Genomic DNA, 16,223 nt, shown 5'->3' on the forward strand with positions numbered 1-16,223 from the left:
GGTGTGGGGGGCGATGGGCGTCCGTCCCCGCAGCCAGCCGGCCGCGTGTCGCGCGCGCGGCGGGGGGCCGACGGCGGCCCGCCCCCCCCCCCCCCCGCCCGCCGAGCGCTTGCACGTGAGCGATGTGGGACCAACAACCATCCCCAGACCGGAGCACGGTTGCGTGAGAAGAGTCCCTCGGCCGCCGCGTGGGACGTTGCGGCGGCCGAGGGACCTGAACCGCACCCGAAACTGTCACTGCCCGCTGGGGGGAACGGGGCTCGGCACTGGGGCTGCCGTGGACGGGGTGCGGGCCTGATGCTGGGTTGAAGCTCCAGCAGTCTTCCTCGCGTCTGCTGCTCAGGCGCTCACGTCATGCTCATGTCTGCGGGCGACCGCGGGTGGGATACACCGGATGACTTCCATCGGCCCAACGAGTTCCACGCTCCCCGCAGCAAACGGCACCAGCACCGTCGCTCCGCGCTCCACCGCGATCTCGCTGTCCGACGTCCGAATTGCTCCCGCGCCGTCGATGACGACAAGGACGGCATACCCGCTTGCCAACCCATGCGCACCGTCGGCCTTGATCCGCTCGGCCCGGAAGAAGCGGTCAGCAGCGGGGGGTAGGAGCCAGCCATTGCGTCGCGCGACCATGAGGCTGCGCAGCCTGGCTCCGCCCCAGCTCGACCGGTCCAGGGCGGTCAGCGCAGTTGCCTCATCCAAGTCCAAGAATGCGTTGCGACGATCGACGCCGGGATAACCGGTGAACTCCAGCAACACGGAAACGTCGGCTGGCTCCTGGAGTTCGACAACCGTCAGCCCGGGGCCCAGGGCGTGAGGGACACCGGCGGGCACCAGAATCGCGTCACCCACCCTCAGGACGATCTTGTTCATGGCCGCCAGCATCCCCGGCACGTTCTGCGAGTCAACCCAGTCCGCGACCTCTTCGGCACTGACATCGCGAGCGAACCCAAGATAGGCAGCGCCCGAGTCCGGCCCCGCGTCGCGGATGGCTGTGACGATCCACGCTTCGGTCTTGCCGTGAGCGAGACCAAGATGCTTCGCGGCGAACGCGTCATCGGGATGGAAATGGACGAACAGCCGTTCTCCCGTGTCGAGTAGCTTCACGAGCAGTTCGGGCTGGGCTCCGAAGGCATCCACATGTGAGGCGCCGAGGAACTGCTCCGGCGTCTGGGCGATCGCATCCTTGAGCACTGAACCGTCCGGAAGCGTTGACAAGCCGATGTGGTCGTCGCCGAAGATGGACACCGTCGACGCGATGAAGTCCTCGGGGCGGTGGTCGTCCTCCGAGCTGGTACCTCGCAGCGCGGCGATCCCCTCACCCCCACGGTACGGGCGCGCCGGACGATTGGGGGCGAGGATCATCGGGGACAGGCCAGTCATCAGTCCTCACCCTGGCTGAACTCGATCACTGCATAGGTTGCCAGCTGGGGCACCGTCACCGTCCACACACCCTCCTGCTGCGTCAGCTCCAGGTCCACAGCCTGCTCGCCGGGCGCGTACAGGCGTGCCCGGCTGAAGGTGCCAGCCAGCTGTGCGCCGACCGTCACTCCCGTGCGTGGGCGGACGACGTCGCTCTCCTCGTCGTAGTCGTAGTTCACGAGATGAAGCGCGACGGCGCCGGACTGCAGTTCGTGCAGGCTCGCCGCGGCCAACGGGCCGAGGTCCGCGACAATGTCGACAGGCGTCAGCGCCGGCAGCTCGTCGATTGCGTCGACGATCGCGACATTGGCGTGCGACGTCAGTTCCTCGCGGGTGGCGGGGTCCAGCTCGCTGCCGTACACCCCGTGGATGAGGACATGTCCACCGCGGTGTACGTAGTCGAGAAGAGCCCGATGCTGCTCGGCACTGACGGCCCACACGTCGGGCAGAACGATCGTCTCGTACCGGGACAGGGACTGTCCGGTCACGTCATTCGCACGGAGCGCTTCGTCCGGGAACACCACGACGTCGTACCCCTTGGAGGACCGGCTGAGGGATTCGATGACCTCCCAGTACGACTGTGCCGGCGCGTCGGGCTGTTCGACGTCGGGGAACCAGCGTTCCCCGTCGTTGAACTGGTCGGAGTCGATCGTCAGCGCGATGAGGCTGCGCACCGAGTGCACGACAGCGGTCCGGTGGGGCGACGACGGCGAGATGAGGTGGTCGATCTCTTTGAGGAACTGGCCGGTCTCGACCACGAGGTGGCGGGGCACCCAGTACGAATCCTTCACCTCGGTGCCCAGCCACGACCCGTAGGGCAGCGACATGTTCGCGCCCATGGCGCTGGCCTCGAAGATCGTGAGCCGGAACAGGTCGAACGCGCGTCCGAGCTGCACCTTCTGAAGGAGTTGCTCGGTGACCCCGCCGTAGGGGTTTTCGACGGCGACGAGCGGCTTGCCGCGGGAGAGCCCGACGCCGTGGCGGAAGTACCAGGGCTGCTGGTACTTCGTCTCACGCATCTCGGTGACCAGCACATCGACGTGATCGACCATCGGGTCGAAGTACGGCGCGCAATCGTAGAAGTTCCCGGCGACCCGGATCTCGACGCCCTTCGAGGCTGCGTACTGCTTGGCGTAGGTGGAGAGCTCCTCGAACGTGCGGGCGATGGCCAGCTGCTGGCAGCGGCTGAAGTGCTGGTACAACGGAAGCCCGCGTGGATTCTCGCCGGCGCGGTGGCCGAGCTCGAGGAGCCAGGCACGGTAGTCGAACCGTGTCAGGTCAACGCCTTCCAGTTCGACCGGAATCTCGTCGAGGGCGAGCAAGTACGCGCGCATCTCATCCATGCAGTCTCGACAGAAGCAGCCGCCGTAGCGCAGCGCACTCATCGGCGTGTCGGTCTCGTCGAGCTGGATGCCGCGGGCCCCCGCGTCGATCTGAATCCTGATGACTGCCTTCAGATACTCCCGCCACACCGGGTTGTTACGGTCGGCGTAGTAGCTGACCTGGTCGCGGACCGCTACCTCGACCCAGTGCGCACGGATCGGGTTGCCTTCGAGGTCGCGGCACGCGACTTCCTCCCACAGGTTGGTGACCTGCTCGCCGGCGGAGTTGACCAGCCCATCGGGGAAGTAGTGACGGAACGGCTTCCACGACGCAGGTCCGGTGTCGGTACTGAACTCCCGCAGCCCGATCGTGGTCTGTGGGGCGACGCCGCGCAGCTCATTCTGAGCGACCACCTCGCCGTCGACGAGCTCGGCGGGAAACTCCCACGCCTGCGATTCGAAGATGATCGCGAACAGGTCGATGTCGCGCTCGCGGGCGTGGTGGATGAACTCCGACTCGGAGACGTAGCCGTAGTGACGGAAACGGGCCGGGACGGGGCCGTAGGCCTCCTCCTCGAGGTAGGGCAGACTGATCGAGCCGCCGCCGAGGCCCGCCCAGACCAGGATGGTGGCGCCCATCTCTTCGAGGTCGTCGAGCATGCTGAGACGGCGTGGTGGCATGCTGGGGTGCTGGCAGTAGGTCTGGGGGGACCATCCGTCGAAGTAGACGCCGCGTTCCATGTGCGTGAGAGCTTTCTGTTCGTTGTTGGGTCGGGTGTGGGTGTTCAGTGGCCCGGAGCTACAGGCGTCCGGTGCTTTCCCTGATCAGTAGTTCGGTGGGGAGCACGCTGACTCCGGTGTCGATGCCTTCGCTGATCAGGCGGATAGCTTCCGCACCGAGTGCTCGGGTGGGCTGCGAGATCACGGTGATCGACGGGTGAGTGAGCCATGCCCAGGGCACGTCGTCGATCATGGCCAGTGAGATGTCCTGCGGCATCCGCAGTCCGAGGGTGCCGATCGCGGCCAGCGCCGCCTCACCGAGCACATTGTTCGAGGCGATGACGGCGGTTGGCCGGTCTGGGCGGTCCACCAGACTCAACGCACTGCCGTGCGCTGAGTCGCGAGTGAACTCCTGGCGGATGATCAGGTCTTCGCTTAGCGGCATCCCCGTCACCTGGTGGGCGCGGCGGAATCCTTCCTCACGCAACCGACCGCTTGACAGCGCGACTGGGCCGCCGAGGTACCCGATCCGTGAGTGGCCTTGCTTGAACAAGTGCACCGTGAGACGGAAGGCAGCCTCGTCGTTGTCGATGACAACCGCTGGCGCATCGAAGCCGGCCAGCAGCCGGTCAGCGAAGACGACAGAGACGCCCCGGTCCCTTGCTGCACGCCAGGTCTGCACATTGCCGCCCGTCGGGAAGGCAATGATCCCGTCCACTCGCTGCTCAAGGAGGAGGTCTACGTACTCCCGTTCGGCAGTCGGGTCCTCACCGCTGGACCCGACGATGACATGGCGGCCGGCGGCTTTCGCAGCGTCGAGCACACCCTTGGCGAACTCGCCGTAGAACGGGTTGGCGATGTCGGCGACCAGGAGGCCGATGGTGTCGGTGCGTTGCCGCTTCAAACCCCGGCCGAGGGCACTGGGGCGGTAACCCAGTTCGCGCACCACCTCCTCGACACGGGTTCGGGTGGCGTCGGCGACCCGGCCGTTGCCGGAGAGGACGCGCGACACCGTCCCGAGTCCGACGCCTGCCGCGGCGGCGACGTCTTTCAACGTCGGCGGTGACTGGTTCACTGTCGAGTCGAGCGGCTCGACGGCATCGGCGGCGGTCATCCCTTCACCGCCCCTTCGAGCACGCCGCGTACGAACTGCTTGCGGAAGAGCAGGTAGACCAGCAGGGGTAGCGCTGTCGCCACGGCGAGCACGGCCATCTGCACCGCGATCTGCGAGGTCGATCGACCTGCGAACTGCAGTACCCCCACCGGGACGGTGTACAGGTCCGGGCTCTGGATGTAGACCAGCGGGTAGATGAAGTCGTTCCAGACCCAGATGACGTTGAAGATGATCACCGTCGTCAGCGCCGGTCGAGCCAGCGGCAGCATCACCTGGAGGAAGATGCGGACGTGGCCGGCACCGTCCATGGTCGCCGCCTCACGTAGTTCTTTCGGGACAGAGTCGAAGAAATTCCGCATCACGAGGATGCCGAATGGTGTCCAGCCGAGATAAGTCATCACGAGCGCAAGATAGCTGTTCTCGATTCCGAGGACTTCGATCCATCGGTAGCCGGCGATGACGAGAGCCTGCGGCGGCACCATCAGGCCGATGATGAGCAGGCCGAACCAGATGTTCTTGCCGGGGAAGTCGAACGTCGAGAACCCGTACGCCGCGACGGCCGCCAGCAGGGCGATGAACACGACGCTGAGGACGTTCACGATCACGCTGTTGGTGATCCAGGTGCCCAACCGGCCGTCCTCGATGAGGAAGATGTAGTTGTCCAGGCTCCAGGTGCCGTCGAATCCGAACGGGTTCGCCAACGCGGAACTGTTGTCTCGCAGCGAGATCGTGCCCATCCAGAACAGCGGGTACAGGATCGTCAGCGCCAGCAGACCGAGCAGTACGTACTTGATGGCGCGGTTCGCCACCGTGCTCGCGTTCATCGTTCGTCTCCTTCAACGGTGGCGCGCGCCGCGCGACGTTCGGCACGATCACCGCGGCCCTGACGGACGTAGAAGAAGGTGAGCACCAGAGTGATGAGCAGCAGCACCACGAGGATCGCGCTGCCGTAGCCGACCTGGTTGCCACTGAACGCCTGGAAGAACGCCCATGTGGACAGCACCTCGGTGGCGTGGTTGGGGCCACCGCCGGTGGTGACGTAGATGGTCGCGAACACTTTCAGACTGTCGATCGCCGCGAGCAGCACGACGAGCTTGATGGTGTCGGAGATCATCGGGAGGGTGACGAACCACGTCTCCTGCCACTTCTTTGCGCCGTCGACCTTGGCTGCCTCGAAGACGTCACCCGGCAGGGTCGACATGCTGGACAGGAAGATGAACAGGTAGATCCCGAAGCCGATCCACACGTCGAGCAGGATGAGGATCGGCAGTGCCCGGTTCGGGTCCGCCAGCCACGCGCCCGCGAACGCCCCGAGCCCAACAGCCTTCAGCAGTGGGTTGATCAGTCCGTTGTTCGGGTCGAGGAGGAACTTCAACACAAGGCCGACCACGACCAGCGAAAGGGTGGTCGGGATGAGGAAGACGCCCTGGAAGAACCCGCTGAGTGGGAAGGCGCGGCGCAGGGCCAGGGCCAAGCCGAGGGCGAGAAGTGTGCGGAGGACGACGGAGCCGATCAGGAACCAGATGTTGTGGACCAGTGCCTGGAGGAAGACGGTATCCCCGGCGAGTCGGATGTAGTTGTCGACGCCATTGAAGTGGATGTTGTCGTAGCTGTAGCCGTTCCAGTCCGTGAAGCTCAACAGCACGGTCAGCCCGAGCGGGATCAGCAGGAATGCGACGAAGAAGAAGTATCCGGGGGCGATCGCTGCCAGTGCCCTCCCGGGTGACCGGGTGGAGTTGAATGGCTTGCGTCTCCGGCTGTTGCGGATCGCGGTAGTGGTCATGAGGAGAAGTCCATTTCGGCGGACGTCCCGGGAGCGCCTTTCGGGCGACGCTCCCGGGAGCGTAGGGGTCAGCCTGCTGCTGTTTCGGCGGCCTGCTGCACCGAGGCGACGAAGTCCTCGGGCGTCATGGTCCCGGCAGCGACCCCGGTCGCGCCGTTGTACATGGCCTGGTCGCCGACCTCCGGCGGCACGAGTCCTTCGAAGTAGGTGACGAAACCCTGCCCGCCGCCGGTGAACGCCTGTGAGGCGATGTCCCACGCCGGCTGCAGGTCCTCGGGGAGGGCCGCCTGGGAGTCGGCGATCATGTTCATCACGGACGCCTTCGAGAACAGGTCGCCAGAGGACTTCTGCGCCATGTAGCTGAGGAACTCGTAGGAGGCGTCCTTGTCCTTCACCTTGGCGGGGATGCCGAAGCCTTCGTTGATGCCGCCGAGCTGCTCGGTTGAGGGGTTGGCCGGGTCAGCCTGCGGGAACGGCTTGAGCTGCACATCGAACGACGGCGGAGTCTCCGCCAGAGTCTGCTGGAACCAGGTGCCCGTCTGCATGAATACTGACTTGCCGGAAAGGAACAGCGACATCATCGAGTTGTAGTCGGAGCCGGCTACGCCTTCGGGGAACACCCCCGCTGCGGCCAGCTGTGCGACATCCTTCGCCGCCTCGAGGAAGCACGGGTCGTCCCAACGGGCGCCGTCCTGTGCTGCCGCGGCGTTGATCGTGTCGATCCCGCAGCGCTGGATGGCCAGCAGGTACCACCACTGCGCCGCTTCCCAGCCTTCACCGCTGTAGAGCGAGACTGCATTGATCCCGGTGCCCTCGAGCTTCTTGGCGATATCCACGAAGTCGCTCACCTTGGTGGGGGCTTCGATGCCGTACTTGGCGGCGAGGTCCGGGTTCATGTAGAGCACGTTGCTGGTGTAGAGGTCCAGCGGGATGCAGTACACCTTGCCCTCGTAGGAGCAGAGCCCCTCCACAAGCTTGCTGTCCGAGTAGGAGAACGCGTCCTTGTGCTCGTTCCACCAGTCGGTGATGTCCGTGAGAAGCCCCTCTTTGGCGTACTCCTCGGTCTGCCGGAACCCCTCGAACTGCAAGATCGCGGGCGGGTTGTTGCCGGAGATGCCGGTTCGCACCACGGTGTCTGCTTCGCCATCGGCAAGCTGCCGGTTCTCGAACTTGGTGTCGGGGTGTGCCTCATTGAAGTCGTCGATCAACTGCTGCATCGCCTCGTTGCCGGAGCCAGCCAGTTGGTGCCAGACGCTCAGATTCGTCGACGCGCCGCCGGCGGCAAGTCCGCAGCCGCTGAGTGCGACTGCGGTGAATGCCGCGACCGCGAGGGCGGCGCCGCGCTGTGTTGCCTTCCGCATTGTGGTCACTTCCTTGTGTTGGGAGGGTTGCCGATCGGGTGCGGCAACGTTTCCACAAAGTATGCGCGTGTGGCCAACGAGCGTCAAACATGCCCGCTCATATGAGCGTTACTCGTCGAGGAGCCTCCTGGCCAGGCCGCTGTCGGTCACCAGAGAGTTCACCAACCCGGACCGCAGCGCCGCCATCACGGCATCCGTCTTGTTCCGGCCGCCGGCAACGCCGATCACTTCCGGGATCGCGCGCAACTGTTCTTCGTTTGCTGCGATTGTGCGGGCGTCGAGGTCGCGAATCAGCCGGCCATCGCGGGCCACGAGCAGCCCCCCGACATCCGCAATGACGCCCTTCTGCAGCAGCATCGTTCGGGTGCGCTGGTCGAGCGCTCTGCTCTCAAACAGCTCGGAGTCCGGCGGCTGCCAGCTGCCGACCGCCACCATCGCCAGACTCACCCGCGAATACTGCGCCAAGGTGGTGGAGATCTCCGGCTGACGTCGCAGAACTGTCGTCGCATCGACGTCCGACATCACCAGCGGCGCGTAGATCGTGTATGCCCGGCCGCCAGAGACGAGGCTGGCGCGCCGCATCACTTCGACAGCGGTGCTCTGAATTGAGCCAGCGACACCGGACAACTGGACGATGTCCGCGCTGGCCAAGGCGCCGAGGTTGCGCGCCATGACCGTGAGGGTGCGACCCGAGGTCAGTCCGACGACCTCACCGGGGGTCACCAGCTCCTCCAACAATTGGGCGGCGACACGGCCGAGATACTGCTGAACGACCTCGGAGTTCTCCATCGGCGTCGCGACTACCAGCGCTCGCCGCAATCCGAAACGCTCTTTGAGGCGCAGGGAGAGATGGGCGTCGACCGGCCCCGGTGTCTCCACCGTGATGCTCACGATGCCGCGCTCTTTGGCTTCCTCAAGCATTCTCGCGACCTTGAACCGGCTGAGGCCGAGCTCGTCAGCGATCTCAATTCTGGAGCGGTTGTCGTTGTAGTAGCGGTTGGCCACGTACGCCAACCGCAGCATTTCCTCGGGTCCCATCTATCCTCCGCTCATATGAGCGCCGATGTTGCTGCTTTGTTGCGCCGTGGACGTATCGTACCGTCCGAAACGTCATCCGTAGGGAGAAGAAAGATGGCAGAGAAGATGAAGGCGAGCGTGCTGCTCAGACAGGGCGAGCTGGAAGTGCTTGAGGTGGACTGGCCGGTCCCGGCGGCCGACCAGGTGGTGGTGCGCATCGCCGCGGTCGGTGTCTGCGGGTCGGACGTCCACTATTTCGACGAGGGGCGGATCGGAGACTTCGTCGTCGACGGCCCCTTGATCCTCGGCCATGAGGCTGCAGGGACCATCGTCGCTGTCGGTGCGGGCGTGCCCGCGGATCGTGTCGGTGAGCGTGTGTCGATCGAGCCGCAGCGCCCATGCCGGGTCTGCGCGCAGTGCAAGGCGGGGCGCTACAACCTCTGCCCGCAGATGGAGTTCTACGCGACGCCGCCGATCGACGGCGCGTTCGCGGAGTACGCGGTGATCCAGGCCGACTTCGCGCACCCCATCCCGCCCTCCCTGTCGTTCGAGGCCGCCGCGTTGTGCGAGCCGTTGTCCGTAGGAATCTGGGCGAACCAGAAGGCTGGCACCGGTCCCGGATCGCGGGTGCTCATCGCCGGCGCCGGACCGATCGGTGTGATCTGTGCGCAAGTGGCTCGCGCTTTCGGGGCATCCGAGGTCGTTGTCAGCGATCCAGCGGCGGGGCGGCGTGATGTCGCTCATCGGTTCGGCGCGACCAAGGTGTTCGACCCGACGTCGGGTGCGGAGCTCGCAGACGACTTCGACGTGTTCATCGACGCGTCCGGCGCGGCGGTCGCAGTGCGCAGCGGCATCCGTGCGCTCGCTCCTGCCGGACGCGCCGTGCTGGTCGGCATGGGCGCGGATGAGTTCCCACTTCCGGTTGCCCGAATCCAGGCTCGCGAACTCGTGGTGACAGGCGTGTTCCGCTATGCGAATACGTGGCCGCTGGCGATCGAGTTCGCAGCTGCTGGACTTGTCGATCTGGACGCGATGGTGACGGGCCGATTTGGCCTCGATGACGTCGAGGCCGCGTTCGGGGCGGCGAAGGATCCCGCGACAATCAAGGCGATCATCACGCCGGGAACGTAGCGACAAATCAGACGGGACGGTGGGCGGGACCTGCCGTCCCGTCTGGCGCGACTGGCTGGCGGTGATGTCGACGCTGCAGGTGTGGGGTCAGCCCAGCGTCACGGGGACGTCGACGCTTGCAACGTTGTCGCCGGTGATCTCTTCGACCTCTACCAGGGGTCCCGTCATGAGTTCGCCTGCCTCACCGATGCATTCCTGCACCTTCTGCGGCTGGTTTCGGGCGATGGGGAGGGTGATCGACATCAGATAGTCACCATGCAGGGGAGTGCCTTTGTCAGAGAACGGTCCGAACGTGATCGTGCCATTGGCGAGCACGCTGGCGTCCTGGCCAAAGTAGCCGCCCTCGACAAAGAAGCTTGCGTTCATCTCGGCGCCATCGGGCAGGTTCGATGCTGCATCGACGAAGACGGCGCCAGCTGCGTCCGCGCGGATTTCGTAAGTGATGACGACTTCAAACGGCTCGCCAGTGCACTCTCCGTGCATCTCAGGTGTCGATGCCGGGCTCGCCGCCTCAATGGACCGCTCGGGCGTCACTTTCGGTGTCGGGGCCAGCCCATCAGTCGAAGCGCACCCGGAGAGCACGATCGCCAGTGCAACCGCCAGCGTCGCTGGTGCAGCAAGGTTCATCCCCAGAGCTTGGCAGAAGCGAACCTTCACAGCTGTAGTTCGCGAAACGATCTGGGCACCACGCTTCTCCAACTGGCGCCTTTCGAATTCGCGCCGTCAGTCGGGCGACCCGAGAAAGCGGTCGATATCGTCCGCGAACTCTTCGGCGTGCTGGAACAGGAACGCGTGCGCCGCATCGCTCCATAGCACTGTGCGCGCCTTGGTCAACTTCCTCGCTGTCGCATACGTGTGGTCGGCAAGGATCATCACGTCGTGGGTGCCGTTGGCAAGAAGCACTGGCATCTCCAACTGCTCGAGCCGAGCCCAGTACCCTTCGCGGAACCGACCGAGTGCGGTGAGTTGCCCCCTCACGGCATCGCCGCTGATCGCTGCTTGTGACTGGTCGAGGCGATAGCGCAACCGCTTCAGGTGCTGCGTGCCGGCCTCTCGACCCGCCGGCGTCTCAGGGAAGAACAGCGCCAAGAAGTCGTCGTCACTGTTGACGGGCTTCGACGCGATCGCGCCGACTCGCTCGCTCATTCGTGGGATGTCGGGAATGCCTCCGGGCGTACTCCCGGCGATGATAAGCCGACGCACCAGCCCAGGCTCGGTCAGTGCCACTCCGAACGCAACCATCCCGCCCATCGACCAGCCCAGCAGATCGACCTGAGGGAGGCCGAGCGCTTGGATGAATGCGATCGTCCCATCGACGAGCTCCTCGATTGTCGACGCGGGGTCTCCCGTTGATGCATTGAGTCCGCGGTTGTCGAATATGATGACTTCGCGTTCCCGGGCGATCGCGTCGAGAAACGCGGGGTCCCAGTGGTCGATCGTGCCGCGCAGACGCATCGTCAGCACGAGCGGGGGAGTGGAGCCAGGGCGGCCGAGCAGACGGTACGCGAACGTTTCGCCCAGTGGGCCGTCCACGTACCTGGTCGGCGCGAGGTCTGCTTGATACGGGGAGGGGGTCACGTCGTGTTCTTCCAGGTGTGGGTGATGCAGGTCAGTGTCAGTGCGCATGTGCCTGCGGTGTCAGCGCGAGTTCGGTGTCGCTCACACGATGGCCGTGCTCGCACTCGAGGACTGCTTCGACACCGCCGCCACACCCGTCGTGGACAAGGTCTAGGACTGCGTCATCGGCGACGTGGCGGCGTCCCCAGCTGAAGATCCCCATCACGATCGGTTCCAACTCCGCTCCGGCGGGTGTGAGTATGTACTCCTCGCGGGCGCGCTTCCCCGGCGCCTGATAGGAACGCCGTCTGAGCAGGTTGGCGCCCTCTAGCGCCCGCAGCCGACTGGCGCCGACGCTGCGAGCCATCCCGACCCGATCACAGAAGTCCTCGAAACGTGTCGTTCCGTAGAACGCCTCGCGCAGCACTAGCAGCGCTGTGCGGTTGCCTAGGATCTGGGTGGTCCGCTCGATGGGGCAAACGCCGACGGCAGACCAGCCGGCGCGGTCGTCAAGACCGTTTGTGAGTTGCATGACAGCCCTTCTGTCCTGGGGTCGGAGGTGGTGTTCGGGGGACCTCATCTGACTACAGCTTGCTCATGTTGTGCCGTGGTTGAGCGGAGGTGTGCGGTCCTCAGTTGTGTTCGGCGGTCACGGTCACCTCGACGCGAAGGGCCTTCGAGAATGCGCATCCGACTCGCGCGCGTTCGACCAAGTCAGCGAAATGCGGCTTTGTCGCCTCGGCGACGTTGGCTTTCACTGTCAGGTGGATACCGAGGATGGCGGGTCCGGCTGAGTCCCGTCCCATCTCTACGTACGCCGAGGTCGTGACCCTGTGAACCGTCTCGCCGCGGAGCTCGGAGATGTTTGCCAGGGCGTGGTTGAAGCACGCGGCGTGCGCAGCGGCGAGCAACTCCTCGGGGCTTGCTCCCGTGGCACCCTCGAATCGGCTGGCGTATGTGTAGGGAGCGTCGGTCAAGACGGGGCTGCCCGTTGAGATGGCGCCGTGCCCCTTCCGGAAGGTTCCTTCCCAGGTCGAGAAGCCTTCGACGACGCGGCCACCGCCATACTCAGGCTGGCTGAGCAGGGTCATCGCTGCTCCGGTCCGTACCAGTCCGGGAGATTCAGCTCCGCGGGTGCGAGGGACCCTCCGGCCTTGGCACGAACCCGAGCCGAGATGGCGCGCGAGTCTTCGGAGGTTGCCAGCTGCAGGATCGCCTGGAAGCTCTCCTGGAGTTCGTCGGTGGCGGGAAGCTGCTGTCTCGCCGCGACGAGCGCTTTGGTGCGCACGATCGACTGTGCGGGAAAGCTTGCGATCCGTCGGGCAAGCCGGTCAACATGCTCATCAAGATCGGCATCAGGAAGCGACCGGTTCACGAGGCCGTACAGTTCTGCGGTCTTCGCGTCGATGTCCTCCGCGCCGAGGATCATCTCCAAGGCGCGGGCGCGGCCGATGTGGCGCGGCAGCCACTCCAAAGCGCCGCCACCGGGAACCATTCCAAACCCGACTTCGATCTGGCAGAACTGCGCGCGCTCGAGACTGGCAAATCTCAGATCGCAGGCGATGGCGAACTCGTTGCCGATTCCTCGCGCGCGGCCTCGTACCTTCGCGATGCTCACGATGGGGGCCTGGCTAAGCCACGTACTGAAACTCGGCCAATGCTCGATCAGGCTGCGCCCGCCCGCTGCCGCCGAGATGTCGCCTACGCGTGGAAAGTCCACGTGGGCGAAGAAGAAGTCCGGATGCGCTGACTCGAACACAACGACTCGCACGTCCGCGGCGGCGCTGTCGACGTACTGCTGCAGGAGTGTAAGGCCGGCGAATACTTCTGGGTCGAACAGATTCAGCGGTGGGTTGTCGAACTGGACCCGCAGATACCCCGGGGACACCTGCGCGACGTGGACGACCGCGCTGTCGATCAGTGACGACGGGCTAGCGACAGGCGACATGACTACTCCTCTCCTGCGGGCGCAGGGTCAGTCGATGTAGATATGGACGGAAGCTGAGTACAGCATCCAGTACTCAGCCAGGGTAAACCCGATGAGTTCGGTTTGCAATACTCAGCTCGTCCTAGGAGCGTGTCAGACCGCCGCTCGTGCCGACTCGATGGGCTTCGAGACGACGCCCGCGGAGCCCTTTCGCTCGCCGAAACCACTGATGGCGACCCGGCATTGGGGTGCCGGGTCGCCATCAATGCGGAGGCCACCGGTTCGTCGTCCGGCCACTGGGACCACGCTCGGTCCCGATGTCGTGCCAGTGGGACTCGTGCCGTCTAGGTGGTCAGCTGGATGCGCGAGGCGTAGTCCACGCCGAAGTACTCGCCTGGTCGCCCGCCCCGCAACAGGGTGCGAGCCTTCTTGATCTCAAACACGTCATTGGTGATGGTGAGGGGGTCGAGGTGGATGTGTACCGCTTCGCCGATGACCAACCAGGAATCGAGCTGCGTGCCGTTGTGGGTCTGCAGCTGAGTGATCTGGGTAGCGACGCACTCGATTGCTACCGGGCTCTCGGCAACTCGATCGGCTTTCACCGTCATGCCGCGGACAGGCGTCAGGCCCGTGGCGTCGAACTCATCTCGACCTTCGTCGCTTGACGTGGCCTCCACCTCCGCCACGAGGTCCACCGTTGCGAGGTTCCAGATGAACACCCCTGTCTCCTGCACGATCTGGACGGTGTCCTTCCAGCCGTTGCTCGCAAACGCCAGCAACGGTGGCCTGTTGTCAAGCAGGTTGAAGTAGCTGTATGGCGCCAGGTTGCGACGGCCATCCGTGGTGCGCGTCGAGATCCAGCCGATGGGTCGCGGGCCGACGATGGAGTTCAACGGGTTGTGACTCAGTCGATGGCCCTCGGATGGCACGTACGAGTGCATCGGCCGTGGCTGCGAGGTCGACGAGTCGTATGCGGTCGCGGAGTGGGGGCCGGTCTCGAACATCTCGTGCCCTATCCGACCGTGATCCCGGCGGCCGACAGGGCAGGGAGCAGTTCGGGGAACGTCGTCTTGCCCTCGGTCTCCTGAAAGTGACCCGCACCCGGGACCGTGACGAGGTCCGCACCGAACCGTGCCGCAAGCCTCGCGGTGATCGCAGGGTCGACGATCGCGTCGTTGTCGGAGACAAACACCGTCCGGTTGGGCGTGAGGGCTCGGAGTGCCTCGATGTCCAGCGGTACGCGGGTAAACGCGTCGAGCGCCGCGTATCCGGGCAGTGGTTCTGCGAATCCTCCGACTAGAACGATGCCGGCGAGCCTCCGACCTTCGGGCAGCGCGGCAAGCGCATTGAGGGCAGTGACCGCACCCAGGCTGTGCCCGATGACCACGGTGTTCTCATCGGCAGCCGCGATCGCTTCTGCGGCGACGACTTCCCATGTGTCGAACTTCGGAGCCGTCGGATTCGGAAGCTCGGGGACCTCGACCGTCACGCTCGGCACCTGCGCTGCCAGCCAGGGGAACCAATGGCTCCGCGGCGTGGCGCCGTATCCATGGATCACGATCAGGCGCTGCTTGTCGGTCATAGGAGTCCTTTCGTCAGCCCCACCCAGGGTGGCGGGGGCAGAAACCGTAACCGACCCGAATCTAATTACATTCCGGATATGTAACGTATTTGCTCCAGGCTGCGCGAGAGGGGTCCGGCTGGACCAACCGAAGAACTCTGTCGTTCGCTACGGTGGCGCCATGGGGAAGGCTGACAACGTCGTCGTCGAAGCAGCGCCGCGACGGGCCCGGGAGTCATTTGCAGAGCTTGGCGCGTTCGTCGCTCTACTTGCTCTGCCCGCCGCGTTCCTAGTGCTGTGGGTCGCGGCGGGCGCGGACTGGGTTCGGTGGTGGGAACTGGCCATCCAAGCAGGTTCCGCTGTGCTCGCTGAGATCGGATGGGTCTTCGGCGTGTACGTGCCAACGTTGCTGGGCTTTTACGTGCTGGTCCTCGGCGAACAGTTGGGTCATGCGGTCGACGCAGGGAGGCTTCGGCGGCTGTTGGGGGGTGTCGCGGAGATCAGCTTCGCGGCTCTAGTCCCCGCCTTGCTGCTCATTGTGCTGTCCTGCCTCAGTGAGCCTGCGAACATCGGCCCGCTGCTCGTGATCGGACCTGCAACGCTCCTTCTGCTCTTCCTCACCGTGCAGTTGGGTGGCTTCGTGGTCTTTGACGTCTCCGTCCAGCTTGATGACGCGGTAAAGACTCGGCAGAAGGCGAAGGTCCGAATGCAGGCGCTGCAGCCGCGCTCCCGTCGGCCGGTCTGGTTAGTGCTGGCCGCGAACGGCGTAGGCACGGTTACCGTGGGCTGTCTTGCCATCGCGGCGGCGGGGGCTGCGCCGTGGCTGACGCAGTGGCAAACGTACGTCGTAGTGGGTGCGGGCGCACTGCTCATGTGCGGTCTTGGTGCCTTCGGGGCAACGATGGTCGTGGCCGGCACCCGACTCGGTCAATGGGCCGCGATTGCGCTGCTCATCCTGATGTGGGCGGCAGTCACGGTGATCGCCTGGGGCGTGCGCGGTCACGTGCTCAACCCCGTTGTCTTGGCGTACGGCGCGATGGCGGCCGCGGCGACACTCTCCGCCTACTGGCCGCGGCAACATGCCGCCCGACGCCTCGTGGACTGGACACTCGTGGGCGCGGTGACCACCGTCGCTGCCCGCAACGAAGCGAGGGCGCACCGGGCGAGCGTGATTCGAATCGCGGAGTTGAGATCGCTGCTTGGCCCCGAGAAAGGTCCGCCCCTCGTTCAGCGCCTGTGGGGCGCCCTGCGCGCCTGACCTGTCGCCGGCTCGGCTGGCCGCCCAGCACGCTCGGTCGGGGGCGCTTC

General features: G+C 65.3%; 16 protein-coding genes. 2 read left to right on the forward strand and 14 right to left on the reverse strand.

Going from position 1 to position 16,223, the window contains the following annotated elements; translation table 11 throughout:
- Window positions 1-339: 339 nt before the first annotated feature.
- The 7 genes from ACFWJ8_RS03965 to ACFWJ8_RS03995 form a co-directional block, all read right to left on the reverse strand.
- A complete protein-coding gene (locus tag ACFWJ8_RS03965) occupies window positions 340-1,383 on the reverse strand; it encodes a class I mannose-6-phosphate isomerase (protein WP_378809209.1) in 1,044 nt (347 codons plus the stop codon).
- Window positions 1,383-3,425: a hypothetical protein gene (locus ACFWJ8_RS03970; RefSeq protein WP_378809212.1), complete on the reverse strand. Its 2,043-nt coding sequence runs from the start codon at window positions 3,423-3,425 to the stop codon at window positions 1,383-1,385. The genes ACFWJ8_RS03965 and ACFWJ8_RS03970 overlap by 1 nt, the downstream gene beginning before the upstream one ends.
- Window positions 3,426-3,543: 118 nt before the next feature.
- The gene (locus ACFWJ8_RS03975) at window positions 3,544-4,578 is read right to left on the reverse strand and encodes a LacI family DNA-binding transcriptional regulator (RefSeq protein WP_378809215.1); all 1,035 of its coding nucleotides are present in this window, start codon (window positions 4,576-4,578) and stop codon (window positions 3,544-3,546) included.
- Window positions 4,575-5,402, reverse strand: a complete 828-nt coding sequence (locus tag ACFWJ8_RS03980) for a carbohydrate ABC transporter permease (protein WP_378809218.1) — start codon at window positions 5,400-5,402, stop codon at window positions 4,575-4,577. The genes ACFWJ8_RS03975 and ACFWJ8_RS03980 overlap by 4 nt, the downstream gene beginning before the upstream one ends.
- The gene (locus ACFWJ8_RS03985) at window positions 5,399-6,361 is read right to left on the reverse strand and encodes a carbohydrate ABC transporter permease (protein WP_378809221.1); all 963 of its coding nucleotides are present in this window, start codon (window positions 6,359-6,361) and stop codon (window positions 5,399-5,401) included. Before ACFWJ8_RS03985 ends, ACFWJ8_RS03980 begins: the two co-directional genes overlap by 4 nt.
- A 68-nt stretch (window positions 6,362-6,429) precedes the next feature.
- Window positions 6,430-7,722, reverse strand: a complete 1,293-nt coding sequence (locus ACFWJ8_RS03990) for an ABC transporter substrate-binding protein (protein ID WP_378809224.1) — start codon at window positions 7,720-7,722, stop codon at window positions 6,430-6,432.
- 108 nt (window positions 7,723-7,830) lie between these two features.
- Window positions 7,831-8,760, reverse strand: a complete 930-nt coding sequence (locus ACFWJ8_RS03995) for a sugar-binding transcriptional regulator (RefSeq protein WP_378809227.1) — start codon at window positions 8,758-8,760, stop codon at window positions 7,831-7,833.
- 93 nt (window positions 8,761-8,853) lie between these two features.
- On the opposite strand from ACFWJ8_RS03995, the gene ACFWJ8_RS04000 reads away from it, so the two are divergent.
- Window positions 8,854-9,870 carry an NAD(P)-dependent alcohol dehydrogenase gene (locus ACFWJ8_RS04000; protein ID WP_378809229.1) on the forward strand — a complete coding sequence of 339 codons (1,017 nt, stop codon included), beginning with the start codon at window positions 8,854-8,856 and terminating at the stop codon, window positions 9,868-9,870.
- A gap of 87 nt (window positions 9,871-9,957) precedes the next feature.
- On the opposite strand, the gene ACFWJ8_RS04005 is transcribed toward ACFWJ8_RS04000, so the two are convergent.
- From ACFWJ8_RS04005 to ACFWJ8_RS04035, 7 genes are all read right to left on the reverse strand, one after another.
- Window positions 9,958-10,497, reverse strand: coding sequence for a hypothetical protein (locus ACFWJ8_RS04005; RefSeq protein ID WP_378809230.1), 540 nt, complete (start codon window positions 10,495-10,497; stop codon window positions 9,958-9,960).
- Between the two features lie 96 nt (window positions 10,498-10,593).
- Complete coding sequence (locus ACFWJ8_RS04010) at window positions 10,594-11,496, reverse strand: alpha/beta fold hydrolase (protein ID WP_378809232.1); 903 nt, start codon at window positions 11,494-11,496, stop codon at window positions 10,594-10,596.
- Window positions 11,486-11,959 carry a winged helix-turn-helix transcriptional regulator gene (locus ACFWJ8_RS04015; RefSeq protein ID WP_378809233.1) on the reverse strand — a complete coding sequence of 158 codons (474 nt, stop codon included), beginning with the start codon at window positions 11,957-11,959 and terminating at the stop codon, window positions 11,486-11,488. The genes ACFWJ8_RS04010 and ACFWJ8_RS04015 overlap by 11 nt, the downstream gene beginning before the upstream one ends.
- 100 nt (window positions 11,960-12,059) lie before the next feature.
- Window positions 12,060-12,518 carry an OsmC family peroxiredoxin gene (locus tag ACFWJ8_RS04020; RefSeq protein ID WP_378809235.1) on the reverse strand — a complete coding sequence of 153 codons (459 nt, stop codon included), beginning with the start codon at window positions 12,516-12,518 and terminating at the stop codon, window positions 12,060-12,062.
- The gene (locus ACFWJ8_RS04025) at window positions 12,515-13,375 is read right to left on the reverse strand and encodes an enoyl-CoA hydratase/isomerase family protein (RefSeq protein WP_378809237.1); all 861 of its coding nucleotides are present in this window, start codon (window positions 13,373-13,375) and stop codon (window positions 12,515-12,517) included. Before ACFWJ8_RS04025 ends, ACFWJ8_RS04020 begins: the two co-directional genes overlap by 4 nt.
- Before the next feature lie 323 nt (window positions 13,376-13,698).
- Window positions 13,699-14,247 (reverse strand): flavin reductase family protein, encoded by a 549-nt coding sequence (locus ACFWJ8_RS04030; protein WP_378809239.1) that lies wholly within the window; start codon window positions 14,245-14,247, stop codon window positions 13,699-13,701.
- Window positions 14,248-14,366: 119 nt separating this feature from the next.
- Window positions 14,367-14,936: an RBBP9/YdeN family alpha/beta hydrolase gene (locus tag ACFWJ8_RS04035; protein WP_378809242.1), complete on the reverse strand. Its 570-nt coding sequence runs from the start codon at window positions 14,934-14,936 to the stop codon at window positions 14,367-14,369.
- A 160-nt stretch (window positions 14,937-15,096) separates the two neighbouring features.
- Between ACFWJ8_RS04035 and ACFWJ8_RS04040 the strand changes: the two genes are divergently transcribed.
- Window positions 15,097-16,173 carry a hypothetical protein gene (locus ACFWJ8_RS04040; RefSeq protein ID WP_378809245.1) on the forward strand — a complete coding sequence of 359 codons (1,077 nt, stop codon included), beginning with the start codon at window positions 15,097-15,099 and terminating at the stop codon, window positions 16,171-16,173.
- The last annotated feature ends 50 nt before the right edge of the window (window positions 16,174-16,223 follow it).

It is taken from the genome of Microbacterium sp. NPDC058389 (genome assembly GCF_042722305.1).
GTDB lineage: Bacteria > Actinomycetota > Actinomycetes > Actinomycetales > Microbacteriaceae > Microbacterium.

Coding starts and splice junctions, on each gene's coding strand:
- ACFWJ8_RS03965 (WP_378809209.1), bottom strand. CDS start 1,383: ATGACTGGCCTGTCCCCGATGATCCTCGCCCCCAATCGTCCGGCGCGC.
- ACFWJ8_RS03970 (WP_378809212.1), bottom strand. CDS start 3,425: ATGCCACCACGCCGTCTCAGCATGCTCGACGACCTCGAAGAGATGGGC.
- ACFWJ8_RS03975 (WP_378809215.1), bottom strand. CDS start 4,578: ATGACCGCCGCCGATGCCGTCGAGCCGCTCGACTCGACAGTGAACCAG.
- ACFWJ8_RS03980 (WP_378809218.1), bottom strand. CDS start 5,402: ATGAACGCGAGCACGGTGGCGAACCGCGCCATCAAGTACGTACTGCTC.
- ACFWJ8_RS03985 (WP_378809221.1), bottom strand. CDS start 6,361: ATGACCACTACCGCGATCCGCAACAGCCGGAGACGCAAGCCATTCAAC.
- ACFWJ8_RS03990 (WP_378809224.1), bottom strand. CDS start 7,722: ATGCGGAAGGCAACACAGCGCGGCGCCGCCCTCGCGGTCGCGGCATTC.
- ACFWJ8_RS03995 (WP_378809227.1), bottom strand. CDS start 8,760: ATGGGACCCGAGGAAATGCTGCGGTTGGCGTACGTGGCCAACCGCTAC.
- ACFWJ8_RS04000 (WP_378809229.1), top strand. CDS start 8,854: ATGGCAGAGAAGATGAAGGCGAGCGTGCTGCTCAGACAGGGCGAGCTG.
- ACFWJ8_RS04005 (WP_378809230.1), bottom strand. CDS start 10,497: ATGAACCTTGCTGCACCAGCGACGCTGGCGGTTGCACTGGCGATCGTG.
- ACFWJ8_RS04010 (WP_378809232.1), bottom strand. CDS start 11,496: ATGCGCACTGACACTGACCTGCATCACCCACACCTGGAAGAACACGAC.
- ACFWJ8_RS04015 (WP_378809233.1), bottom strand. CDS start 11,959: ATGCAACTCACAAACGGTCTTGACGACCGCGCCGGCTGGTCTGCCGTC.
- ACFWJ8_RS04020 (WP_378809235.1), bottom strand. CDS start 12,518: ATGACCCTGCTCAGCCAGCCTGAGTATGGCGGTGGCCGCGTCGTCGAA.
- ACFWJ8_RS04025 (WP_378809237.1), bottom strand. CDS start 13,375: ATGTCGCCTGTCGCTAGCCCGTCGTCACTGATCGACAGCGCGGTCGTC.
- ACFWJ8_RS04035 (WP_378809242.1), bottom strand. CDS start 14,936: ATGACCGACAAGCAGCGCCTGATCGTGATCCATGGATACGGCGCCACG.
- ACFWJ8_RS04040 (WP_378809245.1), top strand. CDS start 15,097: ATGGGGAAGGCTGACAACGTCGTCGTCGAAGCAGCGCCGCGACGGGCC.